At 63.1% G+C, this 16,869-nt stretch carries 13 protein-coding genes; 3 read left to right on the forward strand and 10 right to left on the reverse strand.

All coding sequences use genetic code 11. From position 1 onward, the window contains the following. Positions 1–3 precede the first annotated feature (3 nt). From AAC077_RS11665 to AAC077_RS11680, 4 genes are all read right to left on the reverse strand, one after another. Positions 4–942, reverse strand: a complete 939-nt coding sequence (locus AAC077_RS11665; protein WP_339769757.1) for a fatty acid desaturase — start codon at positions 940–942, stop codon at positions 4–6. Positions 943–1,178: 236 nt separating this feature from the next. Beyond that, positions 1,179–2,963 (reverse strand): SLC13 family permease, encoded by a 1,785-nt coding sequence (locus AAC077_RS11670; RefSeq protein ID WP_339769759.1) that lies wholly within the window; start codon positions 2,961–2,963, stop codon positions 1,179–1,181. Positions 2,964–3,271: 308 nt separating this feature from the next. Beyond that, the gene (locus AAC077_RS11675) at positions 3,272–3,925 is read right to left on the reverse strand and encodes a sulfotransferase family 2 domain-containing protein (protein ID WP_339769761.1); all 654 of its coding nucleotides are present in this window, start codon (positions 3,923–3,925) and stop codon (positions 3,272–3,274) included. A gap of 83 nt (positions 3,926–4,008) precedes the next feature. Then, entirely contained in the window at positions 4,009–4,872 is an 864-nt protein-coding gene (locus AAC077_RS11680) for a DMT family transporter (protein ID WP_339769763.1), read from the reverse strand. A gap of 179 nt (positions 4,873–5,051) precedes the next feature. Here AAC077_RS11680 and AAC077_RS11685 point away from each other — a divergent pair, with 179 nt between their 5' ends. Then, complete coding sequence (locus tag AAC077_RS11685) at positions 5,052–6,680, forward strand: AMP-binding protein (protein ID WP_339769765.1); 1,629 nt, start codon at positions 5,052–5,054, stop codon at positions 6,678–6,680. A gap of 131 nt (positions 6,681–6,811) precedes the next feature. Then, positions 6,812–7,828, forward strand: coding sequence for a hypothetical protein (locus tag AAC077_RS11690; RefSeq protein WP_339769767.1), 1,017 nt, complete (start codon positions 6,812–6,814; stop codon positions 7,826–7,828). 25 nt (positions 7,829–7,853) lie between these two features. On the opposite strand, the gene AAC077_RS11695 is transcribed toward AAC077_RS11690, so the two are convergent. The 6 genes from AAC077_RS11695 to AAC077_RS11720 form a co-directional block, all read right to left on the reverse strand. Further along, positions 7,854–9,221 (reverse strand): SPOR domain-containing protein, encoded by a 1,368-nt coding sequence (locus AAC077_RS11695; protein ID WP_339769769.1) that lies wholly within the window; start codon positions 9,219–9,221, stop codon positions 7,854–7,856. A gap of 97 nt (positions 9,222–9,318) precedes the next feature. Continuing rightward, positions 9,319–9,951 carry a uracil phosphoribosyltransferase gene (upp, locus tag AAC077_RS11700; protein WP_339769771.1) on the reverse strand — a complete coding sequence of 211 codons (633 nt, stop codon included), beginning with the start codon at positions 9,949–9,951 and terminating at the stop codon, positions 9,319–9,321. A 66-nt stretch (positions 9,952–10,017) separates the two neighbouring features. Then, a complete protein-coding gene (locus tag AAC077_RS11705; protein ID WP_339769773.1) occupies positions 10,018–11,196 on the reverse strand; it encodes a phosphopentomutase in 1,179 nt (392 codons plus the stop codon). Further along, a complete protein-coding gene (locus AAC077_RS11710) occupies positions 11,196–12,512 on the reverse strand; it encodes a thymidine phosphorylase (protein ID WP_339769775.1) in 1,317 nt (438 codons plus the stop codon). Before AAC077_RS11710 ends, AAC077_RS11705 begins: the two co-directional genes overlap by 1 nt. Further along, positions 12,509–12,895 (reverse strand): cytidine deaminase, encoded by a 387-nt coding sequence (locus AAC077_RS11715; protein WP_339769777.1) that lies wholly within the window; start codon positions 12,893–12,895, stop codon positions 12,509–12,511. Before AAC077_RS11715 ends, AAC077_RS11710 begins: the two co-directional genes overlap by 4 nt. Further along, positions 12,895–13,986, reverse strand: a complete 1,092-nt coding sequence (locus tag AAC077_RS11720) for a cupin domain-containing protein (RefSeq protein WP_339769779.1) — start codon at positions 13,984–13,986, stop codon at positions 12,895–12,897. The genes AAC077_RS11715 and AAC077_RS11720 overlap by 1 nt, the downstream gene beginning before the upstream one ends. A 183-nt stretch (positions 13,987–14,169) precedes the next feature. Between AAC077_RS11720 and AAC077_RS11725 the strand changes: the two genes are divergently transcribed. Next, positions 14,170–16,443 carry an NADP-dependent malic enzyme gene (locus tag AAC077_RS11725; protein WP_339769781.1) on the forward strand — a complete coding sequence of 758 codons (2,274 nt, stop codon included), beginning with the start codon at positions 14,170–14,172 and terminating at the stop codon, positions 16,441–16,443. Positions 16,444–16,869 lie beyond the last annotated feature (426 nt).

Here is a 16,869-nt window from a genome sequence, read left to right on the forward strand (position 1 = left end):
CGCCTACTGCTTCAACGCCCGGAACTGGGCGAAGGACAGCAATCGTTTGTTCTTTTCGTCCCACAGGTGCAGGCGCGCGTTGCGCAGGCTTTCGCCAATGGTCATGCGGTTGCTGATTGCCAGTTCCACATGATCGCGCAGCACCTCGGGCAGCCGGTAGAACGGGATGCGGCTGTGCACGTGGTGGACGTGGTGAATGCCGATATTGGCGCTCAGCCATTGCAGCCAGCCGGGCAGCACATAGTGCGAACTGCCATGCAGCGCCGCCTCGTGCAGGGTCCAGTCTTCTTCGGCCGCCCAATGGGTCGTCTCGAACTGGTGCTGCACGTAGAACAGCCACACACCCGCAGTTGCGGCCAGCAGGGTCGAAGGCAGGAAGATCAGCAGGATCGGCATCAGCCCGCCGAAATACAGAATCAAACCCAGCGCAATCAGGATCACCGCGTTGGTGCACATCGCGCTGAACCAATACCGCGCCTTGTTCATCAGGCCCAAGGGAATGCGGTTCTGAAGGAAGAAAATATAGCCCGGTCCCAGACCGAACAGCACCAGCGGATGCCGATACACGCGGTAGTGAAAGCGCATCAACGGTCCAAGCGCGCTGTATTCGGCCACCGTCAGCGTGTGAACATCGCCAATACCGCGCCGGCCCAGATTGCCCGAGGCGCTGTGGTGGATGGAATGGGTGCGCCGCCAGACGTCATAGGGCGTCAGCGTCAGCACCCCCAGCACCCGCCCCAGCCAGTCACTGGCGGTGCGATTGTTGAAGAACGCGCCATGCCCGCAATCGTGCTGGATGGCGAACAGGCGCAGGATGAACGCCGCGTTGCACAGCGACAGGCTCAGCGTCAGCCAATAGCTGACCGACATCGCCCACCACGCCAGAACCCATAGGATCAGGAACGGACCGACCGTCACGATCAGCTCGTAAATGCTGCGCATGACGCTGGGTTCGCGGTATTCGGAAAGGATTTTAACCCACTCCCGCGCTGCCCGTGTTTCAGTTCGCTGCGAGGCGGGATCTTGGTATTCTGGCATATGCCTGCTTTTGTCTTGTTGATCGTGTGAATAGAGCATCGCCGCAGATTTGCAAACGAAGCTTGAACCAAACAGGCGGAAAACTGGTACTTAACGGCCTTTTTCCAAGGGCGCGCTGTCGCGCGCGCCCCGAATTACGCTTAAAGTGGAAAGAAAATACTAATCGCAGTGACCGACGTAAGGCCAACGATCAGGTTCATCGGCACCCCGATTTTCAGGAAATCCACAAACTTGTAGTTGCCCGCGCCGTAAACCAGCGTGTTGGTCTGATAGCCGATGGGCGTGGCAAAGCTGGCGCTGGCGGCGAACATCACCGCAACCACAAAGGGGCGCGGGTCCATGCCCAACTGCGAGGCCAGCGGAATGACAATGGGCGTGAACACCACCGCAACCGCGTTGTTCGTCACCGTTTCGGTCAGGATCGAGGCGATGAAATAGACCGCAAACAACGTGGCAAGCGGCGGCAGACCTGACAGATAAGGTTCCAGCACCGACACGATCAGTTCGACGGCCCCCGTCGTTTCCAAGGCGGCGCCGACGATCAACATCGCAAAAATCAGCACCAGGATCGACCCGTCGATCGACGCCCACGCCTCGTCGCCGTCAATGCAGCGCAGCAACAGAATGCCCGCGACCCCGACCAGCGCCAGCAACCCGATGGGCATGACATCCAGCGCCGCCAGCGCGACGATGGCCACCAGTGCCGCGATCGCCACAGGGGCCTGACGCCGCCGAAAGGCGCGCGCGCTGGGTTCGGTGATCGACACCGCATCGCCCGACCGCGCAAGCTCGGCAAAGCCTTCGGCGCTGCCTTCCAGCAACAATTTGTCCGAGGGGCGCAAACGCACGCTGCTCAGGTCCGAGCCGGGGATATGCCCGTGCCGGAACGCGCCCAGAACCCGCACCCCGGCCCTGCGACCCAGCGCCAGATCGGCGATGCGCACGCCGGTGTGCCAGCGCGACGGTGCAAGGATGGCCTCGACAATCTGAACATCCGCGCCCGGCTCAAGCTCGACCGAGCGGCGCAGACCGACGCGCAGGCCCTTGACCTCGGCCAGCGTCAGCAGTTCAGAGGTGGTGGCCTGCACGATCACCACCGCGCCTTTTTGCACGACGTGTTCGTCCAGATCGCTACGACTGATCACACCCGCCTTGCGCACGCCGGTGATCCGCACGCCGGGGCGTTGGAATTCGATCAGCTCGCCCAGCGGCTGATCGACCCCGTGAAACGTAGGCAGCACGGTGATTTCGGACAGGAACACCGTTTCGCTGGTTTCTGCCTCGATCCCCTTTTGGCCGCGTTCCGGCAACAGGAACTTGCCCAGCACCAGCATCACAACGCTGCCGACAATCGCCACGGTGATGCCCACGGGGGCAATTTCAAAGATCGAAAACGGTTCAAGCCCGCCTTCGCGCGCAATGCCGTCCACCAGAATGTTGGTTGATGTGCCGATCAGCGTGCAGGTGCCGCCCAGAATGGCCGCATAAGACAGCGGTATCAGCAACCGCGTTGGCGCAAAGCCCAGGCTGTGCGCCAGCCGGATCACCACTGGGATCAGCACCAGCACCACAGGCGTGTTGTTCATGAAAGCCGAGGCCGCGACCGTCGCCACCAGAAAGATGGCGATGGCCAGTACCGGCCTGCTTTGGGCGCGTCCGATCACCAGATTGGCCATCGCGTCCAGCACGCCTGTGCGCACCAACGCCCCTGAAATGATGAACATCGCCCCGATGGTGATGGGGGCCGAGTTGGAAAAGGCGGCCATAACCTGATCGCCCGGCACCAACCCCAGCACAATGAACAGCGCCGCTGCCACGGTCGCGGTAACTTCGGGGGGGTATTTTTCCAACGCAAAGGCGATGAACAGGCCGATAAGTATGACAATCGCAATCACTGGCGCGTTTGCCGCGATGAAATCGGTCATGGAATGTGCTCTCCTCAAAACACCCCGCAGGCGTCAAGCGCCCCGAACGGCTCTATGTGTGCCACTCTGGGGCGGCTTTCAACTGCGACTGATGGAACGGGCGCAGATTCCGCCGGTCATGTGCTGGATTTAGGCGGGTTCCCGATCACGCCCGTGGTGGCCCGCCACAAAAAAGGGCACCATTTGTGCCCTTTTCAACATTTGCTCGGGTTCAATACGGCGGATGCCGGGCGCGCCAACCAAAACCCAGGTAGCTTTCAGCGGTCCAACAATTCCATCAAGACAATGCACCGCACCGGCGCGGCCTCCTAGGCCGGATCGAAATGATATCCGAATCGCGCGATGTCTTCTGCACAGGCCTGCGACACGGCGTCCCGGCTGGCGGTTGTATAATAGCCCTGATACCCTGCATCGCGCGCCGACCGGTTGGCATGGGGCAGTTCCAGGGCAAAGCCCAAATGCGCCTCAAGCGGGGCGATGTCAGCCGCGATATGTTCCAGCCGAATGAACAGATTGCACCGTTCGTTCCCCGAGACGTCAGTGACATAATGGCCCGCCTGACTGGCGCGCAGGCTGCTGCGGATCTGGGGATGCAGGGCGAAATCTTCGAAACACAGGTTCTGCGCCAGATGTACCGCCGGATGGTCGAATCCCTGCTCGCGCAGCCAGTGATAATAGCTGACCACGCGATCCCAGGGGTTGCGCACCAATGTGAAGACGAACAACCCCGCCAGCATGTCAGGCGTTACAAGCCCGTCCAGATCGGCCAGCGTCGCGTGTTTCCAAAGACGCCCGCGCGTTTGCACGTCTTTCAGTCGGCGGCGGCGCTGGACGGCCTTGGGCGTGTCGCCCAGCATCACGTCATCCTTCATCGCCCGCGCCTCAAGCGCCAGCGCCATCGAGGTGCCGCCGGTCTTGGGCGCGTGAATGAACAGATATTTGCGGCCGGTGGACAGGATCATATGCAGTATCTAGCGGATCAGGGCGGGGTGCATAAGATTTTATGCCTCCGGCGGGGATATTCGATGCCAAAAGAAGGCGGCGATCATTTCGAGCGCACCGCGATGATCAGCCCCGCGATTATGATCAGGATGATGCCTGCGATCATGGACGGGGTTACGATTTGCCCCATCAGCAGCCAGCCGAAGAAGGGGCCGAATATCATGATGGTGTATTCCAGAACGCTGACCTGGCTGGCCTCGCCCCATTGATAGGCGCGGATCAGGAAAAACACGCCGACGACCGAGACCACGGCTTGCAACACGATCAGCGGAAAGACGGACGGGATCGGCCAGACCCAGCCGCGCAGCAGAAAGCCCGCAGCGCCGTCGGGAACTGTGGGCGCAATCACGGCAAGACCGACCAGGACACAGGTGCCGATCAATCCTTGCAGCCCCATGATCCCCGCAAGCATCGACAGGGTGCTTTCCTCGGCGCACAGCATGCGGGTGGCCAGCGAACCAAGTGCGTAAAACAGCCCGCCCGCGATGGGCAGCAGCATGATCGTGCCCGGCAGCCCCTCTTGCACGCCCAGCACGACCAGTATGCCGGTAAAGCCCACCACAACGGCGATCACCCGCCATGGGCCGATCTTCTGGCGCAACACCAGAACCGTCATCAGCAAGACAAATATAGGCGAGGTGAACAGCCCCGCCAGCGATTGCGCGATGGGCATGAAGGCAAGCGAGCCGAAATAGCACATCATGCCGACCGCGATCAGCAGGCTGCGCAGGGCAACCGCCCACCAGCGCAGGGGTCTGAGCGTGCCCAACCCCGCCCACGACAGCCCCGCGACCAGCCCCAGCGCCATCACGGACCGCACCGCCAGAAACTGCCAGACGCTGACTTCGGTGGCGATGCGGGCCACGTAGTTGTCGACAAAACCGATCAGGACCATGGCGATCAGCATCGACCCCGCCGCCATCCAGGGCCGCGTGACCGGCCCGGCCGAAGCACCTGCGGCAGGTAGGGTTCTGGCACTGGATGCCGTTAAGGAGTTATCTTTCTTTTGCAACGCACTGCCCTCTGCCATAGTTGATTTGATACAACGCACAGATGCGGTGGTGGCAGCAAGAGGGAGATGCCGAAATGGGATGGCTGAGCGACGAGACCGGGCTGGACAAATGTGCTGCCAACCATGTGCCATTGACCCCGCTGTCACATCTGCGCCGCGCACGCACGGCCTTTGCCGGGCGCACCGCTGTGGTCTATGGCGATCACCGCGTGACCTATGCCGAATATCACGACCGCTGCACGCGGCTGGCCTCGGCCCTTGCGGCGCTGGGGGTCGCGTCGGGCGATGTGGTGGCCACGCTGATCCCCAACCTGCCCGCGCAGGCCGAGGCGCATTTTGGCGTGCCTGCCTGCGGCGCTGTGCTGAACACCATCAACACGCGTCTGGATGTGGACACGGTTGCCTATATCTTTGACCACGGTGGGGCGCGGGTGGTGCTGGCCGACAGCCAGTTCGTCGAGCTGGCCGAAGCGGCCAAGGCGCAGTCGGGGTCCGATCTGCACATCATCGAGGTGCCCGACGCCGCGCACGGCTGGCCCGCCTCGGGGCGGCATCCGGTCTACGAGGACGTGCTGGCCGGGGCTGACCCCGCTTATGACTGGCAAATGCCACAGGACGAATGGGAAAGCCTTGCGCTGAACTATACCTCGGGCACCACGGGGCGGCCTAAGGGCGTGGTTTGCCACCATCGCGGCGCGTACCTGATGACCATGGGCACGCCGGTCAGTTGGCAGATGACACTGCATCCGGTGTTCATGGCCATCGTGCCGCTGTTTCACTGCAACGGCTGGAACCACACATGGATGATGCCCCTGCTGGGTGGTACGCTGGTGTGCTGCCGCGACATCACGGCGGGTGCGATCTATGACGCCATTGCCGATGAAAAAGTCAGCTATTTCGGCGGCGCGCCTATCGTGCTGAACATGATGGTCAACGCAGGCCCCGACGAGCGGCGCGATTTTGACCATCAGGTACAGGTATTTACCGCAGGCGCGCCCCCTGCCCCCACGACGCTAAGCAAGATGGAAGCCATCGGGTTCAACGTCACGCAGGTCTACGGGCTGACCGAAACCTATGGCCATGTCACCGAATGTCTGTGGCGCCCCCAGGATTGGGACACGCTGGACCAGGACGCCCGCGCCGCCATCAAGGCGCGTCAGGGCATCGCCATGCCGATGATGGAAGACATCACGGTGATGTCCGACGCCATGGAACAAGTGCCCATGAGCGGCGCCGAGCAGGGCGAGATCATGATCCGTGGCAATTCGGTGATGAAAGGATACTTCAAGAACCCGCAAGCCACGCAAGAGGCTTTCGCGGGCGGTTATTTCCATTCGGGCGATCTGGCTGTGCAGCACCCCGACGGCTATATCCAGATTGCCGACCGGGCCAAGGATATCATCATCTCGGGGGGTGAAAACATCTCGTCGGTCGAGGTCGAGGGCGTGCTGATGGCGCACCCTGACGTGAACCTTGCCGCCGTTGTCGCCAAACCGGATGAGAAATGGGGCGAAGTGCCCTGTGCCTTTGTCGAATTGAAACCCGGCACAAGCCCCACCGCCGAGGATTTGATCGCCTTTGCCCGCAGCAAGCTGGCCGGTTTCAAAACCCCGAAACGCGTGGTGTTTGGCGAATTGCCCAAGACTTCGACCGGCAAGATCCAGAAATTCGAATTGCGCAAACAGGCGGCCACCCTGGATTGATCCCGCTTCATCTTGCCCTTTAAACTCCGGGGTCCGGGGCTGGCCCCGGTCCCTCCCCTTTCAGCGCGCTTTGCCCCCGCATTTCAACGTGCTAGGTTGACAGAAATACCAAAAGGCCGTCCGAGCAGACCATGACCGCCCTCAAGAAATACGCCCGTCTCGAAGCGACGGGCCTGTGGCGCCAGACGCCCGAAGATCAACGCCGCGAGGTTGTTGTGTCTATCGGCGATGCGACTCTTGTCATCTCCAACACCAACGACACCGCCCTGACGCACTGGTCACTGGCCGCCATCGAGCGGGCAGGCACCAGCGATGATCCGGCGACCTTTCATCCCGATGGCGACCCCGGCGAGACATTGCAGTTGCAAGCCGACGAGGTGCAGATGATCGAGGCCATCGAAACCCTGCGCCGCGCGGTCACCAAGTCGCGCCCGCGCCCCGGCAGGCTGCGCTGGCTGGGGGCGACGTTGTCGGCGACCGCCGTGGCGGCGCTGCTGATTTTCTGGCTGCCCGGTGCATTGGTGAACCACGCGATGAAGGTGGTGCCTTGGGTCACCCGCACGCAGATCGGCAACGAACTGCTGGAACGGATCGAACGGGTCGCGGGCCCGCCCTGCGAGACATCCGAAACCGTGCGCCCGCTGGCGCAACTGGCAGCGCGCACCGGGGCCACCGGCGGGATCGCGGTGCTGCGCGGTGGCGTGCGCACCAGCCTGGCCCTGCCCGGGGGCAAGGTGCTGTTGAACCGAGCGCTGGTCGAGGATTTCGAAGAACCCGACGTGGTCGCAGGATACATCCTGGCCGAAGAGGTGCGCCGCGCCAACCAGTCCGGTATGCGCGACCTGTTGTCGACAGCCGGCCTGCGCGCCAGCATCACCTTGCTGACCACGGGTGACATGCCCAAGCGCGCATTGGACCGCTATGCTGAAACCGTCGTGGCCGCCGCGCGCCCCAAAGTACCGGAACAGGACCTGCTGGCCGCCTTTGCCGCAGCGCAGGTGCGCAGCACGCCCTATGCCTATGCGCAGGACATTTCCGGCGAAAGCACGCTGGCCCTGATCGAAGGCGATCCGATGGCGGGGCAAACCCCCACGCCGATTATGAAAGATGCCGATTGGCTGCGGCTACAGGCGATCTGCGGCGGCTGAGGTTTCCCCAACCGCCGCGATCCGCTTAGCGCAGTACTGCGCCCGAGAAACCCGCGCCGCGCATTTTCGCAAGCGCGCTTTTTTGTGCGGCGGGTGTGTTGAACGGTCCCACCAGAACCATACGCATTTTCTGGCCACTGCGGTTGAACGTGCCGATCCGTGCCGGCAGTCCCATGCGCATGGCACGCTGTGCGGCCTGCTGGGCGCTGTCGGCCCCGGTGTAGGTGCCCAGATCAACATAGCCTTTGCCGGTGATCCGTTCGCCCTTGGGCTGCGCTTTGGGTGTGGCGCGTGCAGGGGTCACCGCCTGCGCGGGGGCCGAGCGGCTGGAGACGGTGGGCGCGCGATAGGTGGCACCCGGGTTACGCTGGATGCGTTTGACCAGCACGCCCTGCCGCCGTTCCAGCGTCACGGTGCCCAGCTCGCGCTGTTGCGTGGCGATGTCGGTGTAGGGATAAACCAGCGGCATCTTTGCAGTCACGTCCGCCCCGTTGGTCTGGTTGATCAGACGGCGCGGCACTTTCGAGGTCCAGATCAGTTGCATCGCCACATGGCCGTTCAGCGTCTGCTCGGCGCGATTAGGGTTCAGCCGGTCGTCTTTCCACGCGGACCGGTAGCCTTTGGGAACAACCGTATTGTTTGTGTTCAGACGGTCGACGTAGACATGCTTGGGCACCACGCGGGTCTGCCCCGTGACGGTCGCGCCGGACACCATGCCGGTCACAGCGACGGGGCCGTTTTTACCGATGATCGGTTCAGACTGCGGACCGCAGCGCACAGGGCCACGCACACCCGAGTTGATATAGCGCGAACTGATCGGCGATGCGCCCTGACAGGCAGGCTGTCGCGGTGTGACGGAAGCCACGCGCGGCGCGGGTGCTGCCGGTTTCGGCGCAGGTGCCGATTTGTAGACGGTTTTCGGTGCAGGTGCGCTTGGCGCAGGACGGGGTGCTGTCACTACGACCCGTTTGGGTGCAGCGGTTGCAACGGGCGCGCGGCGCACAACCGCTTGCGGTGCCGGTTTGGGTGCGGGAGCTTTGGCAGTCCGACGTGGCGCAGGCGCGGCAGGCGCGGGTGCGGCGTCGATGGTGATCTGCTGCGGCGCGCGCTGCCCCGACGGCGCGCCAGACGCGGTTTGCACGCCGCGTGTCGGCGTCTGTCCGCAAACGATCTTGCGCGACCGGTTGACGCGCGGCACCCATGTCACGTTGCCATCAATGCCTGCGCGAATGAACACGCAGCCTTTGCTGTCAACGTATTGCAGGCCTTTGTAGCTTGCAGACGGAAATTCTGCCGGCGTGATCTCGCCGCGCGACAGACTTTGTGCGCTGGCCATGCCGACAGATGTCGACATCCCGATCACAGCAATGGCAATTGCTTTGGTAACTTTCATCTGCGCCCCCACAGGATTTGGTCGTTACTATATATAGTATCAACCACGATGCCCCAGAACTAGACCCGAGGCAAGCGTCCAGACGGCGCTGACGGGGCTATTTCGTGCCGAACATGCGGTCACCCGCATCGCCCAGCCCCGGAACGATATATCCTTTTTCGTTCAGCTTTTCGTCAATCGCAGCCGTGACAATCGGCACATCGGGGTGTGCGGCCTGCATGGTGGCGATGCCCTCGGGTGCTGCCAGCAGACACAGGAACCGCAGGTTCGTGGCCCCGGCCTGTTTCAACAGGTCAATCGCCGCCACGGACGAATTGCCGGTGGCCAGCATCGGGTCGACCGCAATGACCAGCCGGTCGTCCAGCCCTTCGGGCACTTTGAAGTAATATTGCACCGGTTTCAGCGTTTCCTCGTCGCGGTACAGCCCCACAAATCCGACCCGCGCCGAGGGGATCAGCTCAAGCACGCCGTCCATCAGCCCGTTGCCCGCGCGCAGAATCGAGATCAGCGCCAGCTTCTTGCCGTCCAGCGTCGGCGCATCCATCGGCTGCATCGGCGTGTCTATCCGCTTGGTCGTCATCGGCAGGCCGCGCGTCACCTCGTAGGCCAGCAACTGACTGATTTCGCGCAGCAATTGCCGGAACACGGCCGTCGGCGTGTCGCGGTCGCGCATGATGGTCAGCTTGTGCTGAACCAAGGGGTGATCGACGACGGTGACATGCTCGCTCATGGCGCTCTCCAAAATTGCTTGTCCCTATGTGCCAAGCAGCGCGTCCAGAGACAACCTGTGACGTGCCTAAACACCGACGCCAAGATGGCGCAAAACCAGCGCGGCCACATCGGTAAAGGCGATCTGCCCCAGTTCGCCCGCCCCTTGCCCGGCCACCAGCACCGGCACCCGTTCCCGGGTGTGGTCAGTCCCGACCCAGGTGGGATCGTTGCCATGATCTGCCGTGATGACCAGCATATCACCGTCGCGCAACTGCCCCAGCAGCGGCCCCAGTTCGGCATCAAACCACTCAAGATGCCGCGCATAGCCCGACACATCGCGGCGGTGGCCATACAGGCTGTCAAATTCGACAAAGTTGGCAAATGTCAGCGACCCGTCCGGCGCATCGCGCACCAGATCGCCCAGATGCCCCATCAGGGTGCGATCATCACCTTTGCGCACTTCGTCAATGCCCTGCATCGAGAAGATGTCGCCGATCTTGCCCACGGCATAAACGGCGCGACCTGCGTCCTGCACACGGTTGGTCAGCACCGGCGCAGGCGGCAGAATGGCAAAGTCCTTGCGGTTTCCGGTGCGCTGGAACGCGCCTTGCGTCCCGAGAAAGGGGCGCGCAATCACCCGCCCCACCTTCATCCGATGCAACAGCGGCGCAACATCGGCGCAAAGTTGCAGCAGCCGGTCGAGGCCGAAATGGTCCTCGTGGGCGGCAATCTGGAACACGCTGTCGGCGCTGGTATAGCAGATCGGCAAGCCGGTGCGCAGATGTTCGGCGCCCAGATCGGCAATCACCGTGGTGCCCGAGGCATGGCAATTGCCCAGAATGCCCGCCGTGCCCGCGGCCTTGCACACGGCTGCGACCACATCATCAGGGAACGCAGGTGTTTCATCGGGGAAATAGTGCCACTCCCACGGCACCGGAAGCCCCGCCAGTTCCCAATGCCCCGACGGCGTATCCTTGCCCCGCGACACTTCGGTGGCCGCCCCCCATGTGCCGGTTGGCACAGGACCATCCACCGCCTGCCCGCTGGCCAACGTGACCGCAGCACCCAGCCCCAGCGCCATCATATGCGGCACATGAAGCGGCCCCGTGCGCCCGTCTTCCGCCTGCCCCGCAGCACAAGCAGCGATGATATGGCCCAGCGTGTTGGCCCCCGTATCGGGCACATCGCCGTTAAAGAACGTATCGGCATCCGGCGCGCCGCCAATGCCGACGCTGTCGATCACCACCAGAAACGCGCGGCCCATCACGACACCCGCGCGTGGATCAGGGCGGGGGTCTTCACGGCCTGCGCGCCCAAGGTGAACGCCGCGCGAACCGCCGCTTCGGCGCGGTCGGCCTGATCGGGGCGGGCGGCATGGATCACCGCCAGCGGCTGCCCCTTTGTCACCTTGTCGCCCAGACGCAGCACGCCAGACAGCCCGACCGCCGGATCAACCACGTCGCTTTCCACCGCACGCCCGCCGCCAAGCGCCACGACCACGCGGCCCAATGCCTCGCCGTCGATGGCGCGCAGGGTGCCGGATTTCGCCGCCGCCACTTCGCGGATCACCGTTGCCTCGGGCAAAAACCGCGCGTGGTTCTCGACGAAATGCACGGGCCCGCCCATCGCCGCGATCATCTTGCCAAAGCGTTCGGCGGCGTGGCCGCTGCGGATGGCCTGCACGATTTGTGCAGCCCCTGCGTCGGCATCTGCCGCCAGCCCGGCACCCGCCAGCAACACTCCGCCCAGCGCCGCGCTGATCTGCGACAACGGCGCATCGGCATCGCCTGCCGTCAACACCGCCATCACCTCGGACACTTCCAGCGCATTGCCCAGCGACGGCGCCAGCGGCTGGTTCATATCGGTAATCAACGCCGACGTGCGGCACCCTGCGGCGTTCGCGGTTTGGGTCAGCGCCTCGGCCAGCGCGCGGGCGGCGGTCATGTCCTTCATGAATGCGCCCGAGCCGACCTTGACGTCCAGCACCAGCCCCTCAAGCCCGCCTGCCAGCTTTTTCGACAGGATCGACGCGGTGATCAGGTCCAGGCTTTCCACCGTCGCCGTCACATCGCGGATCGCATACAAACGCTTGTCAGCCGGGGCGATGTTGGCGGTGGCGCTGACGATCGCACAGCCCGCCCCCGAGACCACATCATGAAACTGCGCGGCATCCAGATTGACGTTGACACCCGGGATCGCCTCGAGCTTGTCCAGCGTGCCGCCGGTGTGCCCCAGCCCGCGCCCCGAAATCATCGGCACAAAGGCCCCGCAGGCCGCCAGCGCCGGGGCCAGCACCAGCGACACGCAATCGCCGACGCCGCCTGTGGAATGTTTGTCCAGCACAGGCCCGTCCAGATCCCAGCCCAGCACCTGCCCGCTGTCGCGCATCCCCAATGTCAGCGCCACGCGGCCCGCGTCTGTCAGCCCGTTCAGACAGACAGCCATGGCAAAAGCCCCCGCCTGCGCATCGCTGACAGCGCCGTCAGCCAGCCCTTGGGCAAACCACGCCAAAGCCTCGCGCGGCGGAGTGTCACCGGCACGCAAGGTGGCAATGATGTCGCGGGCGGAAAAATCGCTCATTTCATGTGGTCGGGCGTGAACGCCCCCGGCAGCAGTTCGGCCAGGGTCATCACCTGCTCGACCCCGCCGGTGGTCGCCATTGTCACGCGCACATCGCCCGCGCCGAACTCGGCCAGCTTTTGACGGCAGCCGCCACAGGGCGTCACCGGCATCGGGCTGCCTGCGATCACGAACACTTCGGTCAGCGTGGTCTCGCCCGCGGCCACCATCGCCGCAATGGCGCCCGCCTCGGCACAGGTGCCTTCGGGATAGGCCACATTCTCGACGTTGCAGCCTGCGTAGACGGTACCCGAGGCGCCCGTGATCGCCGCCCCCACCTTGAAGTTGGAATAGGGCGCATAGGCTTTTTCGCGCACGTCTGTGGCGGCTTGTTTCAAAGACATCAACTCTCTCCTGTTTGTGTGCGGAACGCGCCGGGCAAGGACACTTCCAACAGCTCCAGATCATCCGAGGGCGCACTGTAGCGCACCTTCATCCCCGGCGGCACGACAAAGGCATCGCCCGCTTCCAGCGTATAGGGGTCGCGGCCCTCGCCCTGCAATTCCATCGTGCCGTCCATCACAAAGGTGAACAAAATATCGCTGTCATGCGATGCCCAGACCGGCGTGCCTTTGCCGCGTCGCACCACATGCACGCCCGCCACGTTGCCGGTGTGCGCCGCGATGGTGGTGTCGCGCGACTGGAATCCCGCCATGCGGAACGGCTGCCACATCGCCTCGTCTGCTTTGTGATGCACAAACCGCTGACCCTGGAACATCCGGTCGGGGTTCGCCGGGCCGTTGGGCAACGCCATGTCGTGGTCGATGGTGGTCACATGTTCGGCCGGCACGCCGATCTCGATCACCTCGATGTTGTCACTGGCAAACAGCACCCGATGCCGGATTTCCGGCGGCTGGATCACGCAGTTGCCTGCGTACAGCCGGAAGGGTTCGCCCTGATCCTCATAGACCAGATCGACCCACCCCCGATAACAAAAGATCAACTGAAATCCGACCGTATGATAATGCACCATGTCAGGCACCGGCCCGCCGTCGGGAATACGGATGTGGCTGGCAATGATCGACCCGCCCAACCGGTCGGGGATCAGGTCACGATAATGCATTCCGGCACGGCCAATCACCCACGGCGCCTGATCCTTCAGCCGCCGCACGACAAATGAATGCACCGTGTCGGGCATGACCACCGGCTGCTGCAACGCCGCGATGGTCACTTGCGTGCCGCCCGGCGCGGTCAGGTCCAATGCGCCATCGGCAAAACCCGCAGGATCGTCACAGCGGATCAACACCCGCCCCGCAGACGCATCCAGACCCGCGTCCAGTCGCACCGCCAATCCGTGCCCCGAAAACACCGCCACGGCCGGATCGTCCGCCGGATAGATCATATCCATCCGCATCCCCAACCGCTTGGTGAAAAACCCGATGTCGCCGCGCAGGTCCTGCGTTGGCAATATCACCTCTGCCCGTGTGTCGCCCATAAAGACCCTCCGAAGCCCCAAACTGTCCCCACAGCACGGATTTGACAAGACACCCACTTCTTTTGGCCCCAAATATCCCGGAGCGCGAGGCAGAGCCTCGCTTAGACCTGAACAGCAGTGGTTGGCCTGCCTGAAAAAATAGTTTAACGCTAAACTAACCCGATCCAAACCGGAGCCCCGAAGATGTCCGAAACCCCTTCAACCCGTCAGGCCGCCCTTGATTACCACGAATTCCCCAAGCCGGGAAAACTGGAGATTCGCGCCACCAAGCCGCTGGCCAACGGCCGCGATCTCAGCCGCGCCTATTCGCCCGGCGTGGCCGAGGCCTGCCTTGAAATCAAGGACGATCCCGCCACAGCGGCCCGCTATACCGCGCGCGGCAATCTGGTTGCCGTGGTCACCAACGGCACTGCTGTGCTGGGCTTGGGCAACATCGGCGCGCTGGCGTCAAAGCCGGTGATGGAAGGCAAGGCGGTTTTGTTCAAGAAGTTCGCGGGCATCGACTGTTTCGACATCGAATTGAACGAAAGCGATCCCGAAAAGCTGGCCGACATCGTCTGCGCGCTCGAGCCGACCTTTGGCGCGATCAACCTTGAGGACATCAAGGCACCGGATTGCTTTACCGTTGAACGAATTTGCCGCGAGCGGATGAACATCCCGGTCTTTCACGACGACCAGCACGGCACCGCCATCGTCGTGGGGGCGGCGGCGACCAACGCGCTTTATGTGGCGGGCAAGGCGTTCGAAGACATCAAGATCGTCTCGACCGGTGGCGGGGCTGCCGGCATTGCCTGCCTGAACATGCTGCTGAAACTGGGTGTGAAACGCGAAAACGTCTGGCTGTGCGACATTCACGGGCTGGTTTACGAGGGCCGCACCGAGGACATGAACCCCGCCAAGGCAGCCTTTGCCCAAAAATCCGACCTGCGCACGCTGGACGATGTGATTGACGGGGCCGACCTGTTTCTGGGCCTGTCCGGTCCCGGTGTCATGACCCAGGACCATGTCTCGAAAATGGCCAAACGCCCGATCATCTTTGCGCTGGCCAACCCCACGCCGGAAATCCTGCCCGATCTGGCGCGTGCGGTCGCCCCCGACGCGATCATCGCCACGGGCCGCAGCGACTTTCCCAATCAGGTCAACAACGTCCTGTGTTTCCCCTTTATCTTCCGCGGGGCGCTAGACGTGGGCGCGACCGTGATCAACGACGAAATGCAACTGGCCTGCATCGACGGCATCGCGGCCCTTGCCCGCGCCACCACCAGCGCCGAGGCGGCTGCCGCCTATCAGGGCGAACAGATGACGTTTGGCGCCGATTACCTGATTCCCAAACCCTTTGATCCCCGTCTTGTTGGCATCGTGTCCAGCGCCGTGGCCAAGGCCGCGATGGACAGTGGCGTGGCGACACGCCCAATCGAAAACCTTGAGGCGTACAAGACCAAGCTGGACGGTTCCGTCTTCAAATCCGCCTTGCTGATGCGGCCTGTTTTTGATGCGGCCCGCACCGTATCCCGCCGCATCGTCTTTGCCGAGGGCGAGGACGAGCGCGTGCTGCGCGCGGCACAGGCGATGGTCGAGGAAACCACCGAACGCCCGATTCTGATCGGTCGTCCCGAGGTGATCGAGGCCCGCATTGCCCGTGCCGGCATGACCATCAAACTGGGCCAGGATGTAGATCTGGTGAACCCCGAAAACGACCCGCGTTACCGCGACTATTGGGGCACCTATCACGAAATCATGGCTCGCAAGGGTGTCACCCCCGATCTGGCCCGCGCCATCATGCGCACCAACACCACAGCCATCGGTGCCGTCATGGTGCACCGCGGCGAGGCTGACAGCCTGATTTGCGGCACCTTTGGTGAATTCAGATGGCACCTGAACTATATCGAGCAAGTGCTGGGCACCAAGGATCTGCACCCTGTTGGCGCACTGTCGTTGATGATTCTGGAAGATGGTCCGCTGTTCATAACCGACCCGCACGTCCACACCACGCCCACGCCATACGACATCGCCCAGATCGTGATCGGTGCCGCCCGCCACATGCGCCGCTTTGGCATCGACCCGCGCATCGCACTGTGTTCGCAATCGCAGTTCGGCAACCAGGCCGGCGGCACCGGTGTTCCGATGCGCGCGGCGCTTGAAATCCTTGACTCCGAGCCGCGCGATTTCTGTTACGAAGGCGAAATGAACATCGACGCGGCCCTTGATCCCGAACTGCGCGACCGCTTGCTGCCGGGCGGACGGATGAAGGGGGCGGCGAACGCGCTGGTCTTTGCCAATTCCGACGCGGCGTCGGGCGTGCGCAACATTCTGAAAATGAAGGGGGGCGGGCTTGAGGTCGGGCCGATCCTGATGGGCATGGGCAACCGCGCCCACATCGTCAGCCCGTCGATCACCGCGCGCGGATTGCTGAACATGTCGGCCATCGCGGGCACGCCGGTCACGCAATACGGGTGATGTGCGAAAATGCATGACGCCGTCCCGTTTCCGGGGCGGCGTGCGTGCGTCTTGTGCAGATCGTTATTTCTGCGCGGGCTTGGCGCCGGGTTTGGATGGCGCTTTTTTCGGCTGCGGTTTTGGCATTGTGGCCATGGTGCATACTCTCGTTTGCAAGTGGCCCGGCACGGTGTCGGGCCTGCATTGAATATGCGCCTGAAAGAGATTCGAAAAAAGGGGCTGAATTGTGTGCAGGTGCAGCAATTTCCCTTTGTCGGCAGAAGGTTGCCGGATGCCACACGGCATCAGCCAAGGCTGGCCGACCCACCCCGCAAAGCGGCGGGTTTCACGCAAAATTGCAGCCCCCAAAGCGCCCTGTCCGTGTTATGATAGACGCTCGCAAAAACGGACCTGATGCGTTTTACGACCGTCCGCCTTCCAACGGGT

The organism is uncultured Pseudosulfitobacter sp. (genome assembly GCF_963976325.1).
GTDB lineage: Bacteria > Pseudomonadota > Alphaproteobacteria > Rhodobacterales > Rhodobacteraceae > Pseudosulfitobacter.

Bases quoted from the DNA above. Each gene is read 5' to 3' on its own strand.
- AAC077_RS11685 (WP_339769765.1), top strand. From the start codon at position 5,052: ATGGGATGGCTGAGCGACGAGACCGGGCTGGACAAATGTGCTGCCAAC.
- AAC077_RS11725 (WP_339769781.1), top strand. From the start codon at position 14,170: ATGTCCGAAACCCCTTCAACCCGTCAGGCCGCCCTTGATTACCACGAA.
- upp (WP_339769771.1), bottom strand. From the start codon at position 9,951: ATGAGCGAGCATGTCACCGTCGTCGATCACCCCTTGGTTCAGCACAAG.
- AAC077_RS11665 (WP_339769757.1), bottom strand. From the start codon at position 942: ATGCGCAGCATTTACGAGCTGATCGTGACGGTCGGTCCGTTCCTGATC.
- AAC077_RS11690 (WP_339769767.1), top strand. From the start codon at position 6,812: ATGACCGCCCTCAAGAAATACGCCCGTCTCGAAGCGACGGGCCTGTGG.
- AAC077_RS11720 (WP_339769779.1), bottom strand. From the start codon at position 13,986: ATGGGCGACACACGGGCAGAGGTGATATTGCCAACGCAGGACCTGCGC.
- AAC077_RS11710 (WP_339769775.1), bottom strand. From the start codon at position 12,512: ATGAGCGATTTTTCCGCCCGCGACATCATTGCCACCTTGCGTGCCGGT.
- AAC077_RS11680 (WP_339769763.1), bottom strand. From the start codon at position 4,872: ATGCTGATCGCCATGGTCCTGATCGGTTTTGTCGACAACTACGTGGCC.
- AAC077_RS11675 (WP_339769761.1), bottom strand. From the start codon at position 3,925: ATGATCCTGTCCACCGGCCGCAAATATCTGTTCATTCACGCGCCCAAG.
- AAC077_RS11715 (WP_339769777.1), bottom strand. From the start codon at position 12,895: ATGTCTTTGAAACAAGCCGCCACAGACGTGCGCGAAAAAGCCTATGCG.
- AAC077_RS11695 (WP_339769769.1), bottom strand. From the start codon at position 9,221: ATGAAAGTTACCAAAGCAATTGCCATTGCTGTGATCGGGATGTCGACA.
- AAC077_RS11670 (WP_339769759.1), bottom strand. From the start codon at position 2,963: ATGACCGATTTCATCGCGGCAAACGCGCCAGTGATTGCGATTGTCATA.
- AAC077_RS11705 (WP_339769773.1), bottom strand. From the start codon at position 11,196: ATGGGCCGCGCGTTTCTGGTGGTGATCGACAGCGTCGGCATTGGCGGC.